This window comes from Streptomyces sp. NPDC048643 (genome assembly GCF_040650615.1).
Lineage (GTDB): Bacteria > Actinomycetota > Actinomycetes > Streptomycetales > Streptomycetaceae > Streptomyces.
This window is the reverse complement of record NZ_JBEZHO010000030.1, coordinates 19325-37104: the sequence shown is the minus strand read 5'-3', so window position 1 is coordinate 37104 and position 17780 is coordinate 19325. Positions and strand designations below refer to the sequence as shown.

The 17780-nt window shown below is 71.1% G+C and carries 13 protein-coding genes and 1 tRNA gene; 5 read left to right on the top strand and 9 right to left on the bottom strand.

Annotated elements, in window-relative coordinates; all coding sequences use genetic code 11:
- The first annotated feature begins 35 nt into the window (after positions 1 to 35).
- Entirely contained in the window at positions 36 to 1706 is a 1671-nt protein-coding gene (locus tag AB0C62_RS26460; RefSeq protein ID WP_362977147.1) for a glycoside hydrolase family 13 protein, read from the top strand.
- 84 nt (positions 1707 to 1790) lie between these two features.
- Here AB0C62_RS26460 and AB0C62_RS26455 read toward each other — a convergent pair.
- Positions 1791 to 1875 (bottom strand) — tRNA-Leu (locus AB0C62_RS26455).
- A gap of 154 nt (positions 1876 to 2029) precedes the next feature.
- Between AB0C62_RS26455 and AB0C62_RS26450 the strand changes: the two genes are divergently transcribed.
- Positions 2030 to 3349 (top strand): DUF2254 domain-containing protein, encoded by a 1320-nt coding sequence (locus tag AB0C62_RS26450; RefSeq protein ID WP_362977248.1) that lies wholly within the window; start codon positions 2030 to 2032, stop codon positions 3347 to 3349.
- A 50-nt stretch (positions 3350 to 3399) separates the two neighbouring features.
- Here AB0C62_RS26450 and AB0C62_RS26445 read toward each other — a convergent pair whose 3' ends face one another.
- The 3 genes from AB0C62_RS26445 to sucC all read right to left on the bottom strand — a co-directional run bounded on the left by AB0C62_RS26445 (position 3400) and on the right by sucC (position 7210).
- Entirely contained in the window at positions 3400 to 4971 is a 1572-nt protein-coding gene (locus AB0C62_RS26445) for an aldehyde dehydrogenase family protein (RefSeq protein WP_362977145.1), read from the bottom strand.
- Positions 4972 to 5141: 170 nt separating this feature from the next.
- The gene (sucD, locus tag AB0C62_RS26440) at positions 5142 to 6068 is read right to left on the bottom strand and encodes a succinate--CoA ligase subunit alpha (protein ID WP_362977143.1); all 927 of its coding nucleotides are present in this window, start codon (positions 6066 to 6068) and stop codon (positions 5142 to 5144) included.
- 11 nt (positions 6069 to 6079) lie between these two features.
- Positions 6080 to 7210, bottom strand: coding sequence for an ADP-forming succinate--CoA ligase subunit beta (gene sucC, locus AB0C62_RS26435; RefSeq protein ID WP_362977141.1), 1131 nt, complete (start codon positions 7208 to 7210; stop codon positions 6080 to 6082).
- A 167-nt stretch (positions 7211 to 7377) separates the two neighbouring features.
- Here sucC and frc point away from each other — a divergent pair, with 167 nt between their 5' ends.
- The 3 genes from frc to AB0C62_RS26420 all read left to right on the top strand — a co-directional run bounded on the left by frc (position 7378) and on the right by AB0C62_RS26420 (position 11569).
- Positions 7378 to 8610: a formyl-CoA transferase gene (frc, locus tag AB0C62_RS26430; protein ID WP_362977139.1), complete on the top strand. Its 1233-nt coding sequence runs from the start codon at positions 7378 to 7380 to the stop codon at positions 8608 to 8610.
- A 164-nt stretch (positions 8611 to 8774) separates the two neighbouring features.
- The gene (locus AB0C62_RS26425; protein ID WP_362977137.1) at positions 8775 to 10163 is read left to right on the top strand and encodes an OFA family MFS transporter; all 1389 of its coding nucleotides are present in this window, start codon (positions 8775 to 8777) and stop codon (positions 10161 to 10163) included.
- Complete coding sequence (locus tag AB0C62_RS26420) at positions 10163 to 11569, top strand: OFA family MFS transporter (RefSeq protein ID WP_362977135.1); 1407 nt, start codon at positions 10163 to 10165, stop codon at positions 11567 to 11569. The genes AB0C62_RS26425 and AB0C62_RS26420 overlap by 1 nt, the downstream gene beginning before the upstream one ends.
- 119 nt (positions 11570 to 11688) lie before the next feature.
- Here AB0C62_RS26420 and AB0C62_RS26415 read toward each other — a convergent pair whose 3' ends face one another.
- From AB0C62_RS26415 to AB0C62_RS26395, 5 genes are all read right to left on the bottom strand, one after another.
- A complete protein-coding gene (locus AB0C62_RS26415; RefSeq protein WP_362977133.1) occupies positions 11689 to 12693 on the bottom strand; it encodes a sugar phosphate isomerase/epimerase family protein in 1005 nt (334 codons plus the stop codon).
- A gap of 11 nt (positions 12694 to 12704) precedes the next feature.
- Complete coding sequence (locus tag AB0C62_RS26410; protein ID WP_362977131.1) at positions 12705 to 13997, bottom strand: Gfo/Idh/MocA family oxidoreductase; 1293 nt, start codon at positions 13995 to 13997, stop codon at positions 12705 to 12707.
- 80 nt (positions 13998 to 14077) lie between these two features.
- The gene (locus tag AB0C62_RS26405) at positions 14078 to 15127 is read right to left on the bottom strand and encodes a substrate-binding domain-containing protein (protein WP_362977129.1); all 1050 of its coding nucleotides are present in this window, start codon (positions 15125 to 15127) and stop codon (positions 14078 to 14080) included.
- A 20-nt stretch (positions 15128 to 15147) separates the two neighbouring features.
- Positions 15148 to 16167, bottom strand: a complete 1020-nt coding sequence (locus AB0C62_RS26400; protein WP_362977127.1) for an ABC transporter permease — start codon at positions 16165 to 16167, stop codon at positions 15148 to 15150.
- Positions 16164 to 17702, bottom strand: a complete 1539-nt coding sequence (locus tag AB0C62_RS26395) for a sugar ABC transporter ATP-binding protein (protein WP_362977125.1) — start codon at positions 17700 to 17702, stop codon at positions 16164 to 16166. The genes AB0C62_RS26400 and AB0C62_RS26395 overlap by 4 nt, the downstream gene beginning before the upstream one ends.
- Positions 17703 to 17780 lie beyond the last annotated feature (78 nt).

Sequence of the window (17780 nt, the reverse complement as noted above, 5' to 3'; positions counted from 1 at the left end):
CCGGCACACGCAGCAAGCAACGCAAAGGAGTCCACGTGACCGAGCGCGCGCCTCGTACCGCCGCCCCCTGGTGGCGACACGCCGCGATCTACCAGATCTACGTCCGCAGCTTCGCCGACGGCAACGGCGACGGCGTCGGCGATCTGGCCGGCGCCCGGGACCGGCTGCCGTATCTGCGTGAACTCGGCGTGGACGCCCTGTGGTTCACCCCCTGGTACGTCTCCCCCATGGCCGACGGGGGCTACGACGTCGCCGACTACCGGGACATCGACCCCGTCTTCGGCACCCTCGCCGAGGCCGAGTCCCTGATCGGCGAGGCCCACGCGCAGGGCCTGCGCGTCATCGTCGACCTCGTGCCCAACCACTGCTCCGACCGCCACCCCTGGTTCCAGGAGGCACTCGCCGGGGGCCCGCAGGCACCGGCACGCGACCGCTTCTGGTTCGTGCCCGGACGCGGCGCGCACGGCGAACTCCCGCCGAACGACTGGCAGTCGTACTTCGGCGGGCCCGCCTGGACCCGCGTCGTCGAGGCCGACGGCACGCCCGGCGACTGGTACCTGCACATGTTCGCGCCGCAGCAGCCCGACCTGAACTGGGAACACCCCGCGGTGCGAGCCGAGTTCGAGGACATCCTGCACTTCTGGCTGCGCCGCGGGGTCGACGGGTTCCGGATCGACGTCGCCCACGGCCTCGCCAAGAAGCCCGGCCTGCCGGACGTCGGCACCGCCCCCGACGCGACGGACCTCCCGTACCAGGACGTCGACGACGTCCACGAGGTGTACCGCTCCTGGCGCAAGATCCTCGACGCCTACGACGGGGAGCGCACCTTCGTCGGCGAGGTGTGGCTGCCTACCGCCGAACAGTTCGCCCGCTACCTGCGCCCCGACGAGCTGCACTCCGCGTTCAACTTCGAGATCCTGTGCGCCCCCTGGGACGCGCGGGTGCTGCGCGAGGTGGTCGACGGCACCCTCGCCGCGCACGCGCCGGTCGACGCCCCGCCGACCTGGGTGCTGGCCAACCACGACACCATCCGGCATGTCACCCGCTACGGCCGCGAGGACACGTCCTTCGACATGTCCGACAAGCGGCTGCTGGACCCGAGCGACACGGAGCTGGGCCGGCGCCGGGCCCGCGCCGCGGCCCTGCTCACCCTGGCCCTGCCCGGCGGGGTCTACGTGTACCAGGGCGACGAACTCGGCCTCCCCGAGGTGCAGGACCTGCCCGACGAGCTGCTCCAGGACCCGACGTTCGCCCGCTCCGGCGGCACCGACCGGGGCCGCGACGGCTGCCGCATCCCGCTGCCCTGGACCGCCGACGGCCCGTCGCTCGGCTTCTCCCCGGCGGGCGCGACGGCCGGCCCCTGGCTCCCCCAACCCGCGGACTGGGACGGCCTCGCCGTGGCCGCCCAACAGAGCGACCCGGACTCGGTCCTGAACCTCTACCGCACGGCCCTGTCCCTGCGCCGGACCCGGCTGGCCCACCTCCCCGAGATCCTGACGTGGACCGAGTCGGCGGCCGACGTCCTGAGCTTCACCCGCCCGGACGGCTTCCACTGCCTGACCAACCTGTCGTCCACCCCTCAGCCCCTCCCCCGGGACACGGAGGTGGCCCTGGCCAGCGGTCCCCTGGACGAGGACGCAAAGGGACGGGTGACGGTGCCGGGCGACACGACGGTGTGGCTGTGGGAGCGGGGATCGGGGTCCTGAGAGGAGGTTTCCGGGGGCGAAGCGCCCCGGGAAACACCGATGGTGCAGACCGGTTCCGGTCTGCACCATCGGTGATGATCTCTGTGTCCGAGGGGGGACTTGAACCCCCACGCCCGTTAAAGGGCACTAGCACCTCAAGCTAGCGCGTCTGCCATTCCGCCACCCGGACGAGGTGTCTGCCGCCTGGCCGGGGGTGTTCCCCGCGGCGACATGGACAACAATACCAAGCTTTCGGAGTGCCCTTCACCTGCATATCCGGGCCTCCGGAGCGGGTCCGCGCGGCGGGACGGGGGTGCGCCTACAGTCTCACCATGGGTGACTGGATGACTACCGGGGGCTTGCCGGAGGGGCGTCGGCCGCGAGCGTTGTCGCCGTTGCGGGAGCATCTGCGGGACACGTTCTGGTTCGCGCCCACCGCGGCCATGGTGCTGGTCTTCGTGGTGTGGACGGTGGCCGGCGCGATCGACACCGCGATCGTCGAGTCGCTCCAGCGGTCGCGGGACTACGACACGCTCGACGACCTGCTGCGGCTGGCCGAGGACACCAAGACCGTGGTGACGTCGGTCAGCTCGGCGATGATGACCTTCATCGGTGTGGTCTTCAGCATCTCGCTGGTCGCCGTGCAGATGGCGAGCGGGCAGTTCAGCCCGCGGGTGGTGCGTATCTTCGTACGGAGCCGGATCACCAAGGCGACGTTCGCGGTGTTCCTCGCGACGTTCCTGCTGTCGCTCCTCGTGCTCACCTCCTACGAGTCGAACGCCGAGGCGCGGCTGGTGACCTCGGTCCCGTTGGTGCAGTCGGTGCTGACGCTCCTGATGCTGGGGCTGAGCCTGCTGCTCTTCGTGCTGTACGTGAACCAGACGCTGCGGCTCATGCGCATCAGCCACGTCATCGACCACATCACCCGGGACGCGTTCAAGCTCGTCGGGCGGATGCCGGTGGCCCGTTCGACCGGCGAGGAGGACGCGCTCGGGCCGGAGACCGCGCGGGTCGCCCATCAGGGACGGCCCGGGGTGCTGCGCGACGTGAACATCCCCCGGCTGGTGCGGGCGGCCCGGCAGCAGGACGTCGTACTGCGGCTGATCCCGCGGATCGGGGACTTCGTCGTACCGGGCACGCCGCTGCTCGCCGTGCACGGAGGGGCCGCCCCCTCGCGACGGTCGTTGAGCTACACGGTGAACGTCGGGGTGGAGCGGACCTTCCATCAGGACTTCTCGTTCGGGCTGCGGCAGCTCGCCGACATCGGACTGCGGGCGCTGTCGGCGGCGGTGAACGACCCGACCACCGCCGTGCAGGCGATCGACCGCATCGTGCAGTTCCTGTCCGCCGTCGTGCGTCGGCCCCTCGACACGGCGCTCCACCGCGACCGGCGCGGGGCGGTGCGGCTGGTGCAGCCCGTGCCCGGGTGGACGGAGCTGGTCGATCTCGCGTTCGCGGAGATCCGGGCGTGCGCGGTGGGCAGTCCGCAGGTGACGCGGCGTCTGGTCGCCGGCCTCGACGACCTGCTGCTCGTCGCTCCCGAGGAGCGCCGGGAGCCGCTGCTCCGGCACCGCACCCTGCTGGTGGAGGCCGTGCAGCTCACGGTCGCCGAACCGTCGGACCGCGCCTTCGCGCTGCGGCCGGACCGGCAGGGCATCGCGTAGCGCGCCTGCCGCGGACGGGGCGGCGCCGCGCACGGGCGCCGCCCCTCGCCTCACGGCATGAGGTGGTGGTCCGGGAAGTTGCCCGGGAGCCGTTCTCCGGGCGGGCCCTGGGTGACCGCGCGGACCAGGAGTTCCCCGCCGACGAACGCGCCGCGCCACGACGCGCCGAAGCCGCCGAACAGCTCGTCGCGGTCGCCGCGCGAGCGGGGTTTGCCGTGGCCGACCTTGAAGGCGCGGATCTGCGGGGCGAGTCGGTCGTACGTCGCCTCGTCGTCCGTGGACAGGGTGGCGACGAGCGCGCCGTTCGAGGCGTTCATGGCGGCGAGCAGCTCGGCCTCGGTGTCGACCAGGACGATGGTGTCGACCGGGCCGAAGGGTTCCGCGTGGTGCAGCGGCGAGGACGGGGGCGGGTTGAGGAGGGTGACGGGCTGGACGTACGCCGAGGTGTCCTGGCCGGGCAGGAAGCGCGCGTCGGCCGGGTTGCCGCGGTGCAGCGGGACGGCACCCCGGTCGATGGCCTCGGCGACCTGGTCGTGGAGTTCCTTCGCCTTGGCCGCGTTGATGACCGGGCCGAAGTCGAGCGAGGGGTAGGGGTCGTCGGGGTGCTCGACGGCGAGGGGGTGGCCGGTCCGCAGGGTGCGGACGGCGGGGAGGTACGCGGTGAGGAAGTCGTCGAAGAGGGAGCGCTGGACGACGAAGCGCGGGTAGGCCGTGCAGCGCTGCTTGCCGTAGTCGAAGAGCTTGGGGATGACGGCGGTCAGCGCGTCCCAGTCGGTGTGGTTCCAGATGCCCCAGGTGTTGAGGCCCTCCTGTTCGAGGACGTGGCGCTTGCCGAGGTCGGCGACGGCGGTGGCGACCGCGGCGCCGGTGTCGCGTCCGCCGACGAAGGAGACGCAGCCGATCTCGGGCGCGCGCACGAGCGCCTCCGACAGCTCGCCGCCGCTGCCGCTGACCAGGGTGAGAGGGACTCCCTCGCGGGCAGCGAGGGCGCAGGCGAGGGTGAGGCAGGCGACGCCGCCGTCGGTGGGGGTCTTGGCGATGACCGCGTTGCCGGCCAGGGCCTGCACCAGCATGGCGTGGACGAGGACGCTCATCGGGTAGTTCCAGCTCGCGATGTTGGAGACGGGTCCGTCGAGCGGGGTCCGGCCGTCGACCATGGGCTCGATGCCGTCGACGTACCAGCGCACGCCGTCGATCGCCCGGTCCACGTCGGCCTGGGCGAGCCGCCAGGGCTTGCCGATCTCCCAGACGAGGAGGAGGGCGAGGAGTTCGCGGTGTTCGGTGAGGGCGTCGAGGGTCGCCGCGACGCGGGCGCGGCGCTCCGCGAGGGGGACGTGGCGCCAGGCGCGGTGCTGGTCGAGCGCCGCGCCGACGGCCTGCCGGGCGGTGGCGCCGTCGAGGCGGGGCGGGCCCGCGATGGGCCCCCCGTCCACGGGGCTGGTCGCGGTGAGGGTCCGGCCGTCCGCCTGCCAGGCGGCGTTCCAGAGGTTGAGGACGCGGTCGTCGCGGAACGCCTCGGGTGCGACGGCGAGGCAGCGCCGCCAGGCGTCGGTCCAGGACGTTCCGGACTTGAGGACGAGAGTGTTGGGGGGCTCCGCGGGGGTGGGGTCGAGGGTTGTCATGGGTGTCTCCGCTCTCGGTGCACAGTCGGGGGCGGGGGGCCCGGCGTCCGCCCTGCGGCGGGTCGCCCGGGCCCGCGCGAACAGTCGTCGCGCGGGTAAGGGGAAGGTAGTGAGGCGGCGCGGTTTCCGGGAGTCACCTCACGTCGACTATGAGTGAGGTCACGTCGGGTTCAGGGGGACCGGGTCGGGGTGTTCAGCCGGGCGCGGACCAGGCGGGCGGTCTCGGTCGGGGTGTCGCCGACGGGTACGCCGGCCGTCTCCAGTGCCTCCTTCTTGGCCCGGGCGGTGCCCGAGGAGCCGGAGACGATGGCTCCGGCGTGGCCCATGGTCCTGCCCTCGGGGGCGGTGAATCCGGCGACGTAGCCGACGACGGGTTTGGTGACGTGGTCGCGGACGAAGGCGGCGGCCCGTTCCTCGGCGTCGCCGCCGATCTCCCCGATGAGGACGACGAGTTCGGTGTCGGGGTCGTCCTGGAAGGCGGCGAGGCAGTCGATGTGGCTGGTGCCGACGACGGGGTCTCCTCCGATGCCCACGCAGGTGGAGAAGCCGATGTCCCGCAGGTCGTGCATGAGTTGGTAGGTGAGGGTGCCGGACTTGGAGACCAGGCCGATGGGGCCCGGTCCCGCGATGTCGGCGGGGATGATGCCCGCGTTGGACTGTCCGGGGGTGATCAGGCCGGGGCAGTTGGGGCCGACGACGCGGGTGCCCCGCTCGGCGGCGTGGGCGCGGAAGGCGACCGCGTCGTGGACGGGGATGCCTTCGGTGATGACGACGACGAGGCCGGTGCCGGCGTCCGCGGCCTCCTCGACGGCGGCCCTGGCGAAGGCGGGCGGCACGAAGACGACGCTGACGTCCGCCCCGGTCGCCTCGACGCCGTCGCGCACCGAGCCGAAGACCGGGACGGACCGGTGAGCGGTGCCGAGGCCCGCGGGGCTCCGGGGGACGTCGAAGCGGACGGTCCGGCCGGCCTTGCGGGGGTTGACGCCGCCGACGACGTCGGTGCCGGCCGCGAGCATGCGCAGGGTGTGCCGCATGCCCTCGACTCCGGTCATGCCCTGGACGAGGATTTTGGACTCCTTGGTGAGAAAGACGGCCATGTCCCGCTCCTTCAGGTGGTGTTGGCGAGGTGGGCGGCGCGGCGGGCGGCGTCGTCCATGGTGGTGGCCCGGTGCACCAGGGGGTGGGCGCGGTCGTCGAGGACGGCGTGGCCGCGCGCGGCGTTGTTGCCGTCGAGCCGGACGACGATCGGCTTGGTGGGCCGCACGGCGTCGAGGGCCCGCACGATGCCGCCGGCGACCGCGTCGCAGGCGGTGATGCCGCCGAAGACGTTGACGAGGACGGCTTCGACGTCCGGGTCGGAGAGGACGACGGACAGGCCGTCGGACATGACCCGGGCGGAGGCTCCGCCGCCGATGTCGAGGAAGTTGGCGGGACGGGCGCCGCAGCCCGCGATCACGTCGAGGGTGGACATGACGAGGCCCGCGCCGTTGCCGATGACGCCGACCTCGCCGTCCAGTTTCACGTAGGTGAGTCCCCTGGCCGCGGCGGACGCCTCCAAGGGGTCGTCGTGCGCCGCGTCCCGCTCGCCCCAGCGTGTCTGACGGAAGCGGGCGTTGTCGTCGAGGGTGACCTTGGCGTCGAGTGCCGTGAGCCTGCCCTGGGCGGTGAGGGCGAGGGGGTTCACCTCGACCAGGAGGGCGTCCTCGCGGGTGAGCACCTGCCAGAGCCGTACGAGGACGTCGGCGGCCCGCGCGGGCAGTCCGGCCGCCCGGACGATGCCGGCCGCCTTCGCCGGGGTGACGCCCTCCGTCGGGTCGACGGGGACGCGGATCACCGCCTCCGGCCGGGCCGCGGCCACCTCCTCGATCTCCGTGCCGCCCTCGGTGGACAGGACGGCGACGAACTGTCCGCGGGTCCGGTCGAGGACGTACGCGACGTAGAACTCGGCCTCGATGTCGACGGGTTGGGCCAGCATCACGGTGCGGACGGGGTGGCCCTTGATGTCCGTGCCGAGGATCCGCCGGGTCATCAGTTCCGCCTCGGCCGGGTCGGCAGCGAACCGGACGCCGCCGGCCTTGCCACGCCCACCGGCCCTGACCTGCGCCTTGACGACGGCCGGTCCGCCGAGCCGGCGGGCGATGGCGCGGGCCTCGCAGGGCGAGTCCGTGATCTCGGCGCGGGGCACCAAGATGCCGTGTCCCGCGAGGAGTTCCCGCGCCTGGTGCTCGTACAGGTCCATGTTTCGGCTCCTGTCCTGAAAGTGGTGCGCGACCTCTGGACATCACCCAGCGGATGCGGGATAACAATCTTCATACAGTATTCGTCGACTGTATGCAATGTGCCGGATGGGACCCGACCACCGGCGGCACCAGGGCGGCCCAAGGCAACGGACAAGTGAGGTGACCTGTGACGACCAAGGCTCTCGAAGGCATCCGCGTGCTCGACATGACACATGTTCAGTCCGGCCCCTCGGCGACCCAGTTGATGGCCTGGCTCGGCGCCGACGTGGTCAAGCTGGAGGCGCCGGCCGGGGACATCACCCGCACCCAGCTGCGGGACATCCCGGACGCCGACTCCCTCTACTTCACGATGCTCAACAGCAACAAGCGCAGCATCACGCTCAACACCAAGACGGAGCGCGGCAAGCAGCTCCTGACCGAGCTGATCCGCCGCTCGGACGTCATGGTGGAGAACTTCGGCCCCGGAGCCGTCGACCGCATGGGCTTCACCTGGGACCGGATCCGCGAGATCAACCCGCGGATCGTCTACGCCTCCATCAAGGGCTTCGGGGACGGCCCGTACACCGCCTTCAAGGCCTACGAGGTGGTCGCGCAGGCCATGGGCGGCTCCATGGCCACCACCGGCTTCGAGGACGGCCCTCCGATGGCGACCGGCGCGCAGATCGGGGACTCGGGCACCGGCATCCACGCCGTCGCCGCCGTCCTCGCCGCGCTGCTCCAGCGCACCCGCACCGGACGCGGGCAGCGCGTCAACGTCGCCATGCAGCACGCCGTCCTCAACCTCTGCCGGGTCAAACTGCGCGACCAGCAACGCCTCGCGCACGGGCCGCTCGCCGAGTATCCGAACGAGGACTTCGGCGACGAGGTGCCCCGGTCCGGAAACGCCTCCGGCGGCGGACAGCCCGGCTGGGCGGTGCGCTGCGCGCCCGGCGGACCCAACGACTACGTCTACGTCATCGTCCAGCCGGCCGGCTGGCAGCCGTTGACCCGGCTGATCGCCCGGCCCGAACTCGCCGACGACCCCGAGTGGTCCACCCCGCGGGCCCGGCTGCCGAAGCTGGCCAAGATGTTCCAGCTCATCGAGGAGTGGACCAGCACCCTGCCCAAGTGGGAGGTGCTGGAACGGCTCAACGCCGAGAACATCCCGTGCGGGCCGATCCTGTCCACCCGGGAGATCATCGAGGACTCCTCGCTCGCCGCCAACGACATGGTCGTCGAGGTCGAGCATCCAGAACGCGGGTCCTACGTCACCGTCGGCAACCCGCTGAAGCTCTCCGACTCCCCCGTCGAGATCACCGCCTCCCCGCTCCTCGGCGAGCACAACGAGGAGATCTACATCGGTGAACTCGGCCTGGGCGAAGAGGAACTGCGGCTTCTCAAGTCCACCGGGGTGATCTGAGATGGCCTGTCCACACCTGCCGTTGGGGGGCGCGTCGATGACATGAGTGTGCGCGGGGACGGCCGACGGTGCGCGTCGGCCGGCCCCGGGACCCGTGAGCGCACGAAAGGCATTTGGCAGGGGGCGCTGACCAGATCTTTCGACGCAAGGGGTGCTGGACCGACATGACAACCACCGACTATTCGACCTCCGTCCCCCATCAAGAGGTGACGGATTCCAACGGCCGGGTGTACCGCGTCGGCGAGTCCGACGTCGACATCATGGGCCGCACACGCAAGTGGATGGTCTTCCTGCCCTGGGCGGGGATGATGGGCATCAGTTCCGCCGAGTACGCGTTCACCTCGGCGGAGGACACGCTGCACGACGCGCATCTGTGGAGCAGCGGACACATCTTCTGGCTGATGGGTGTCTGGATCTTCTTCCAGGCGGCCGTGGCCTTCCCCGCCGGGCAGCTGCGCGAGAGCGGCCGGCTGCCGGCCCGTACGGCGATGCTGCTGGGCGCCCTGGGCACCCTGCTCGGCTATGTGTCGCTGGCGTACGCGCCCCATGTGGCGATCGCCTATCTCGGCTTCGGCATGTGCAGCGGCATCGGCGCCGGTCTTGTCTACGCGACCTGCGTGAACATGGTGGGCAAGTGGTATCCGGAGCGCAAGGGCGGCAAGACGGGCTTCGTCAACGGCGGTTTCGCCTACGGGTCCGTGCCCTTCGTGTTCCTGTTCACCTCGTACATGGACCTGGGCAACTACCGGGTCGTCCTGGTGGGCGTCGGTCTGCTGTGCTGCGCGATCGTCGCGGTGGCCGGCTGGTTCTTCAAGGACCCGCCCAAGGGCTGGTGGCCGGCGCACGTGGACCCGCTGAAGGTGTCGGACGACCCGAAGATCCGCCGGGCGCTGGAGAAGAACCCGCCGGCCGTGAAGCAGTACACCCCGAGGGAGGCGGCGCGTACCCCCGTTCTGTGGATGATGTGGTTCTGTCTGCTGTGCACGGCCGGGATCAACATCTTCGGCATCGCCTTCCAGGTGCCGTTCGGCAAGGACATGGGCTTCGCGGGCGGGATCGTGGCCACGGCGATGTCCCTGAAGGCCATCGTGAACGGCACCGGGCGCGGCGTCATCGGCTGGATCTCCGACCGGGCCGGCCGCCGGCACACGCTGATCATCGTGTGTCTGGTGCTGGGCACCGCGCAGTTCGGGGTGCTGATCTCCGGCCAGATGGGCAGCATGCCGTTCTTCCTGTTCTGCTCCATGGTCTCCGGCTTCGGCGGCGGCGCGATCTTCCCGCTGTTCGCGGCCATGACGGCGGACTACTTCGGTGAGAACAACAACGCCTCCAACTATGGCATGGTCTACAGCTCGAAGCTGATCTCGGGCCTGGTGGGCTCCGGAATGGGCGCGGTCGTCGTCGGCGCGTGGGACTACCACGGCGCCTTCGTGCTGGCCGGGTCCGTCGGACTGGCGTCCGCCGTACTGGCCCTGTTCCTCAAATCGCCGGGCCGACCGCAGGCCCGGAGCATCGTTCCCAATCCGCACCCGCTCGGCGAGGAGATGGCGTGATGACGGCGGAACCCATGGCGGCGAAGGACCGGCCGGACGACTCCGGCGCCTCACGGCGTGCCTACCGGGAGGTCACCGACTCCCGGGGCCGCGTGTACCGGATCGGCGAGAGCGACCGGGACATCCTCGGCCACTCGCGGAAGTTCATGGTGTACCTGCCCTGGGCGGCCATGATGGCGATCAGTGTCTTCGAGTACGCCTTCGGCTCGGCGGAGGACACCCTGTCCCACGCGCACGGCTGGACGCAGAGCAACACCTTCTGGATCCTGAGCGTCTGGGTGTTCTTCCAGGCCGGCATCGCGTTCCCGGCGGGCTGGATGCGGGAGAAGGGCATCCTCACGGCCCGCAGGGCGATGTACGTGGGCTCGGTGATGTGCGCGATCGGCTTCCTGGCCCTGTCGCACCTCGGCAACGTACTGCTGGCCATCCTCGGCTTCGGCGTCGTCGGCGGTCTCGGGTCCGGGCTCGTGTACGCGACCTGCATCAACATGGTCGGCAAGTGGTTCCCCGAACGCCGGGGCGCGAAGACGGGGTTCGTGAACGGCGGCTTCGCGTACGGCTCGCTGCCGTTCATCTTCATCTTCAACTACGCGTTCGACACCGCCAACTACCACCGGGTGCTCGACCTCATCGGTGTCTACGTGATGGTCGTGGTGTTCGCCTCCGCGTTCTTCTTCAAGGACCCGCCGAAGAACTGGTGGCCGGCGGACATCGACCCGCTGACGTACGGCGGCAGTGCGAAGGGGGCCGCGAGTCTCGCGAAGAACCCTCCCGCGGTGAAGCAGTACACGCCCAAGGAGGCCATCAGGACCGGGATGCTCCCCCTGATGTGGGTCGCGCTGGTGATGACCGCGGGTGTGTCGATCTTCGGGATCTCCTTCCAGGTCGACTTCGCCAAGGAGGTGGGCTTCGGCCCGCTGGTGGCGGCGTCGTCGATGGGCGTGATGGCGGTCATCAACGGCGTCGGCCGGGGCGTGGTGGGCTGGCTGTCCGACACCTGGGGCCGCAAGCAGTCCCTGGTGTTCGTCATCGTGGTCCTCGGTCTCGCGCAGTTCGGTGTGATCTGGGCCGGTGACATCCACAGCGAGGCGCTGTTCCTGTTCTTCGCCTTCCTCTCCGGGTTCGGCGGCGGCGCCTTCTATCCGATGTTCGCGGCCCTGACCCCGGACTACTTCGGCGAGAACTACAACGCCACCAACTACGGCCTGGTGTACAGCGGCAAGCTGATCAGCGGCCTGTTCGGCGGCGGCCTCGGCTCGATGGTGGTCGCGGCGTGGGGCTACGACGGCGCCTACGCGCTGGCGGGCGGCATCTCCATGGTGGCGGCCGCGATCGCCCTGCTGCTGCGGCAGCCGGGACGCAGCACGGCGGACACCTCGACACCGCAGCCGCAGCCGGTCGGCTGAGGAGGGCCGCCCGCACCGGGGCGGCGCATGGTGAGGGGCCCTCCCCGCAGATCCGGCGGGGAGGGCCCCTCACGTGGTGCGCGACAGCGGAAGGGAACGGGACAACTGCCGTGCCCCGCCTAGTCGTTGCCTGCGAAGGCGGCGTCGAAGGACGCGGACGGCGGGTCGAAGTCGTAGGCCTTCAGACGCTTCAGCGCCTCCGGCGCGCCCTGGAGCCGGTCCATGCCCGCGTCCTCCCACTCGACCGATATCGGTCCCGTGTAGCCGATGGAGCGCAGCATGCGGAAGACGTCCTCCCAGGGGACGTCGCCGTGGCCGGCGGAGACGAAGTCCCAGCCGCGGCGCGGGTCGCCCCAGGGCAGATGGGAGCCGAGGCGGCCGTTGCGGCCGTCGAGGCGCTTGCGGGCCTCCTTGCAGTCGACGTGGTAGATCCGGTCGCGGAAGTCGTACAGGAAGCCGACCGGGTCGAGGTCCTGCCACACGAAGTGCGACGGGTCGAAGTTGAGGCCGAAGGCCGGCCGGTGGTCGACGGCGGCCAGGGCACGGTGGGTGGTCCAGTAGTCGTACGCGATCTCGCTGGGGTGGACCTCGTGGGCGAACCGGACGCCCTCGGCGTCGAAGACGTCCAGGACCGGGTTCCAGCGGGTCGCGAAGTCCTCGTAACCACGCTCGATCATCGACTCGGGGACGGGCGGGAACATCGCGACGAGGTGCCAGATCGCCGAGCCGGTGAAGCCGATGACGGTGTCGACGCCGAGCGTGGCGGCCGCCCGCGCGGTGTCGGCGATCTCGGCGGCGGCCCGCTGCCGTACGCCCTCGGCCTCGCCGTCGCCCCAGATGCGGGCGGGCAGGATGGCGCGGTGGCGTTCGTCGATGATGGCGTCGCAGACGGCCTGTCCGACGAGGTGGTTGGAGATGGCCCGGCAGGTCAGCCCGTACTTGTCGAGCAGAGCGCGCCGGGAGTCGACGTACGCCGGGTCGGCGAGCGCCTTGTCGACCTCGAAGTGGTCTCCCCAGCAGGCGAGTTCGAGTCCGTCGTAGCCGAAGTCGCGGGCCAGGCGGCAGACCTCTTCGAGGGGCAGGTCTGCCCACTGGCCGGTGAAGAGCGTGAAGGTGCGCGGCATTCGGGGCCTCCTCAGACCGCGATGGGGGTGTAGACGGAGTTCTTCTCGGCGCTCTCCTCGACCGCGGCGAGGACGCGCTGCACCTGGAGACCGTCGGCGAAGGACGGGGTGGGCGGGCGGCCGGCGGCGATGGCGCTCACGAGGTCGCGGGCCTGGTGCACGAAGGTGTGCTCGTAGCCGAGGCCGTGGCCCGGCGGCCACCAGGCGTCGAGGTAGGGGTGGTCGGGCTCGGTGACCAGGATGCGGCGGAAGCCCGCGTGCGTGGCGGGCTCGGTGTGGTCGTGGTAGGAGAGCTCGTTGAGGCGCTCCAGGTCGAAGGCCAACGAGCCGCGCTCGCCGTTGAGTTCGATGCGCAGGGCGTTCTTGCGCCCGGTCGCGAAGCGGGAGGCCTCGAAGGAGGCGAGGGCGCCGGAGGCGAAGCGGGCGGTGAACAGGGCGGCGTCGTCGACGGTGACGGCTCCCGAACCGGGCCCGTGGAGGGTGCCCGCGGCTGCCGTCCCTGGATCGGTACCGGGGACGGAACCCGCACCGGCGCCCGTGCCGCCCGCCGATCCGTCCGGTTCGGGCACGGCCGACAGTCCGCTGGACGCTCCCGTGGGCCACGGTCTGCTGCGCACGAACGTCTCGGTGAGCGCGGACACCCCGCCGAGCGGTTCGCCGGCCAGGAACTGCGCGAGGTCGACGATGTGGGCTCCGAGGTCCCCGAGCGCACCCGAGCCCGCGACCTCCTTGCGGAGCCGCCAGGTGAGCGGGAAGTCCGGGTCGACCAGCCAGTCCTGGAGGTAGGTCACCCGTACGTGCCGCAGAGCGCCGAGGCGGCCCTCGGCGACCATGGAGCGGGCGAGCACCGTGGCGGGCAGTCTGCGGTAGTTGAACCCGACCATGGACAGCCGGCCGTGTTCGAGGGCCGTCGCGGCCGCCGCGGCCATCGTCTCCGCCTCGGCGACCGTGTTCGCGAGGGGCTTCTCGCACAGCACGTGCTTGCCCGCGGCCAGCGCGGCGACCGCGATCTCGGCGTGGCTGTCGCCGGGGGTGCAGATGTCGACGAGGTCGACGTCGTCCCGGGCGATCAGCGCACGCCAGTCCGTCTCGGCCGCCGCCCAGCCGTGCCGGTCGGCCATCGCCCGCACCGCCGCTCCGTCCCGGCCGCAGACCGCGGCGAGGACGGGGCGCAGCGGCAGGTCGAAGACGCGGCCCGCGGTGCGCCAGCCCTGTGAGTGGGCGGCGCCCATGAACGCGTAGCCGACCATGCCGACACGCAGTGGGGGCTTCGCGGCCTCGTCACCCCGGTGCGGCTGTCCCATACGGATGTCCTCCTCGTCGTCGTGGCGCGGTGCGGAAAGGGGCCCGGACCCCCGTGCCGGGCCCCTGGAACGGGGGCGGCTCACTTGAAGCCGGTGGGCATGTACTGCTTGACGTTGTCCTTGTCGACGACGGCGGAGTAGAGGGTGAGCGAGGCGGGGATCTCGAACTCGGCCAGTCCCCCGATGCCCTTGCCCTGGCCGAGGGTGCGGGCGAGGTCGATCGCGGAGGCGGCCATGGTCGGCGGGTACAGGACCGTGGCCTTCAGGACGCTGTCGTCGGCCTCGATGGCCTGGAAGGCGGAGAGCGCGCCGGCCCCGCCGACCATCAGGAAGCCGTCCCGTCCCGCCTGCTTGATGGCCCGCAGCGCGCCCACGCCCTGGTCGTCGTCGTGGTTCCACAGCGCGTCGAACTTCGGTTGCGCCTGGAGGAGTTGCGCCATCTTGGCCTGACCGGTCTCGACGGTGAACTCGGCAGCCTGGCGGGCGACCTTCTTGATGTTCGGGTAGTTCTTGAGCGCCGCGTCGAAGCCCTGGGTGCGCTGCTTGGTGAGTTCCAGGTTGTCGATCCCGGCCAGCTCGATGACCCGGGCGTCGCTCTTGCCCTTGAGTTTCTCCCCGATGTAGTGGCCGGCGCTGAGCCCCATGCCGTAGTTGTCGCCGCCGATCCAGCAGCGGTACGCCTGGGGCGAGTTGAAGATGCGGTCGAGGTTGATGACGGGGATGCCGGCGCGCATCGCCTTGAGGCCGACCTGGGTGAGTGCCTTGCCGTCGGCGGGCAGCACGACCAGGACGTCGACCTTCTTGTTGATCAGTGTCTCGATCTGGCCGATCTGCGCGGCGGTGTCGTTGGAGCCCTCGGTGATCTCCAGGCTGACGTCCGCGTACTTCTTGGCGCGGCTCTTGGCGTTGTCGTTGATGGCGTTGAGCCAGCCGTGGTCGGCCTGGGGGCCGGCGAAGCCGATGGTGACGTGCTTGCCGGGCTTGTCGTCGGCGGCCGGCTGGTCGTTCGCTGCCGGCTTGTCGTCCTTGGTCTCGTTGCTGGTGCAGCCGGTGAGGAGGACGCCGGCGGAGACGGCGGCGGTGCCGAAGAGCAGTCCTCTGCGGCTGGTCAGGCTCGTGGGTTCTGGCATGGCGGTGGACCCTTCCCGTGTCAGGTCGTGCTTGCTGTGCGCCGCTGGACCAGGACCGCGGCGACGATGATCGCGCCCTTGGCGATCTGCTGGACGTCGCTCTGGAGGTTGTTCAGCGCGAAGATGTTGGTGATCGTCGTGAAGATGAGGACGCCCAGTACGGAGCCGGTGATGGTGCCGCGGCCTCCGCTGAGCAGGGTGCCGCCGATGATCGCGGCCGCGATGGCGTCGAGTTCGTACAGGTTGCCGTTGGTGTTCTGGCCGGAGCCGGACAGGATGATCAACAGGAACGCGGCGATGCCGCAGCACAGTCCGGACAGCAGATAGAGGTAGAGCCGCTGGCGTCGTACGTCGATGCCGGCGAGGCGGGCCGCCTCCGCGTTGCCGCCGACGGCGACGGTGCGGCGGCCGAAGGTGGTGCGGTTCAGGATCAGCCAGCCGATGACGGTGACGACGGCGAAGACGAGGACCAGCGGCGGGATGCCCAGCACGTACGCGTCGCGCTCACCGAGCCTGAGGACGCTGTCCACCGACACGATCTGGGTCCTGCCGTCGGTGAGCTGGAGGGCGAGACCGCGGGCCGAGGCGAGCATGGCGAGCGTGGCGATGAAGGGCACCACCCCGCCGTACGCGACGAGCAGTCCGTTGACGAGGCCGCAGCCCACGCCGACGAGCACGGCGGTGAAGAGGATGCCCGCGAAGCCGTACTCCTGGGTGGCGACCGTGGTCGCCCACACCGAGGACAGCGCGACGATCGCGCCGACCGACAGGTCGATGCCGCCGGAGGTGATGACGAAGGTCATGCCGACGGTGACCACACCGATCACCGAGGCCTGGGTGAGCACGAGTTGGAGGTTGCGGGTGTCGAGGAACTCGTCGGGCCGGGTCACCCCTCCGATGACGACGAGGACGGCGAGGACACCGAGGAGCGAGAGGGTGCGGACGTCGGCGCGGAACACCGCCGTGCGCCACGCGGGGAGTTCACCCGTCGAGGGCACCTTGTCGGTGCCTTCCCGGGGCGGGGACACGTGCTGCGTCATGACGCCGGGCTCCCTTCACTGGCCACAGGGCTTCCTTCCATGACGAGGTCGAGTACGCGGTGTTCGTCCAGCTCCGCCGCCGGCGCCTCGTGGACGACGCGACCCTCGCGGAGCACGAGGACCCGGTCGGCGAGGCCGAGCACCTCGGGCACCTCGCTGGAGACCATGAGGACGGCGAGCCCCTCGTCGGCGAGCCGCCGGACGACGGCGTACAGCTCGGCGCGGGCGCCGACGTCGACGCCGCGGGTGGGTTCGTCGAGGAGCAGGACCCGGCAGCCGCGCAGCAGCCAGCGGGCGAGCACGACCTTCTGCTGGTTCCCGCCGGACAGGGTGCGGACCGGCACGGACGGGTTGTCGGGGCGCAGCGAGAGCTCCCGGGTCGCGGCCCGCGCCGCGACGCGCTCGGCCCGCCGGTCGATCCAGCCCGCGTGCGCGTAGCGGGACATGGACGACACGGACACGTTGCGGGTGACGGACTCCAGCATCAGCAGGGCCTGCGCCTTGCGCTCCTCGGGTGCGAGGCCGAGCCCGGCGCGCACGGCCGCCCGCACGCTCCCGGTGCGCAGCGGCGTGCCGCCGACGGCGACCCGGCCGGTGGTGGGCCTGCGCGCCCCGTAGATCGTCTCCAGGATCTCGGAGCGTCCGGAGCCGACGAGCCCCGCGAGGCCGACGATCTCGCCGGGGCGCACGTCGAGGTCGAGGGGTGCGAACTCGCCCTCCCGGGAGAGGCCCCGGACGGTGAGGACGGGGTCGGCCGCCGGCCGTTCGGCCGGCCGGTCGGGGAAGGCGTACTCGACGTTCCGGCCGGTCATCAGGGCCACGACCTCGCGGGTCGGGGTGGACCTGGCGGGCAGTCCGCCCGCGACCGCCCGCCCGTCCTTGAGCACGGTGACCCGGTCGCCGATGCGGCGGATCTCCTCCAGCCGGTGCGAGATGTACACGACGGCGACGCCGGCGGCGGTCAGGTCGCCGACGATGCGGAAGAGGTTGTCGACCTCGTCGGGGTCGAGGGCGGCGGACGGCTCGTCCATGACGATCAGCCGCACGTCGTGGGAGAGCGCCCGGGCCATGGAGACGATCTGCTGCTGGGCCGCCGACAGGTCGCCGACGAGTCGCCCCGGATCGATCTCCGGGTGCCCGAGTCGGTGGAGCAGCGCGGCTGTCGACGCCTTGGCGGCCTTCCCGCGCACGACGAATCCGGCGGTGGTGAGTTCGTGTCCGAGGTGGACGTTCTCGGCCACCGACAGGCCTTCCACCAGGTCGAGTTCCTGGTAGATGGTGGCGATACCGAGGCGCATCGCGGCGATCGGGGACCGGAGGGTGACGGGTTCGCCGCGCCAGCTGATGGTGCCGTCGTCGGGCTGGTGGGCGCCGGCCAGGACCTTGATGAGCGTGGATTTTCCGGCGCCGTTCTGGCCGAGCAGGCAGTGGACCTCGCCGGCCTGCACGTCGAGGTCGACGCCGTCGAGTGCCCGGACGCCGGGGAACGACTTGGTGATGCCGGACATGGTGAGCAGCGGTGGTTCGGGTGCCATGACGGTTCCCCTTGGCAGGCGTGCGGGCCGGTTGCCGGGTGGTGCGCGTACAGGGCGAGCTGTTTTCGGACACGGCGG

Bases quoted from the DNA above. Each gene is read 5' to 3' on its own strand.
- AB0C62_RS26405 (WP_362977129.1), bottom strand. From the start codon at position 15,127: ATGCCAGAACCCACGAGCCTGACCAGCCGCAGAGGACTGCTCTTCGGC.
- AB0C62_RS26445 (WP_362977145.1), bottom strand. From the start codon at position 4,971: ATGACAACCCTCGACCCCACCCCCGCGGAGCCCCCCAACACTCTCGTC.
- AB0C62_RS26450 (WP_362977248.1), top strand. From the start codon at position 2,030: ATGACTACCGGGGGCTTGCCGGAGGGGCGTCGGCCGCGAGCGTTGTCG.
- AB0C62_RS26395 (WP_362977125.1), bottom strand. From the start codon at position 17,702: ATGGCACCCGAACCACCGCTGCTCACCATGTCCGGCATCACCAAGTCG.
- AB0C62_RS26410 (WP_362977131.1), bottom strand. From the start codon at position 13,997: ATGGGACAGCCGCACCGGGGTGACGAGGCCGCGAAGCCCCCACTGCGT.
- AB0C62_RS26400 (WP_362977127.1), bottom strand. From the start codon at position 16,167: ATGACGCAGCACGTGTCCCCGCCCCGGGAAGGCACCGACAAGGTGCCC.
- AB0C62_RS26425 (WP_362977137.1), top strand. From the start codon at position 8,775: ATGACAACCACCGACTATTCGACCTCCGTCCCCCATCAAGAGGTGACG.
- sucD (WP_362977143.1), bottom strand. From the start codon at position 6,068: ATGGCCGTCTTTCTCACCAAGGAGTCCAAAATCCTCGTCCAGGGCATG.
- AB0C62_RS26420 (WP_362977135.1), top strand. From the start codon at position 10,163: ATGACGGCGGAACCCATGGCGGCGAAGGACCGGCCGGACGACTCCGGC.
- sucC (WP_362977141.1), bottom strand. From the start codon at position 7,210: ATGGACCTGTACGAGCACCAGGCGCGGGAACTCCTCGCGGGACACGGC.
- AB0C62_RS26415 (WP_362977133.1), bottom strand. From the start codon at position 12,693: ATGCCGCGCACCTTCACGCTCTTCACCGGCCAGTGGGCAGACCTGCCC.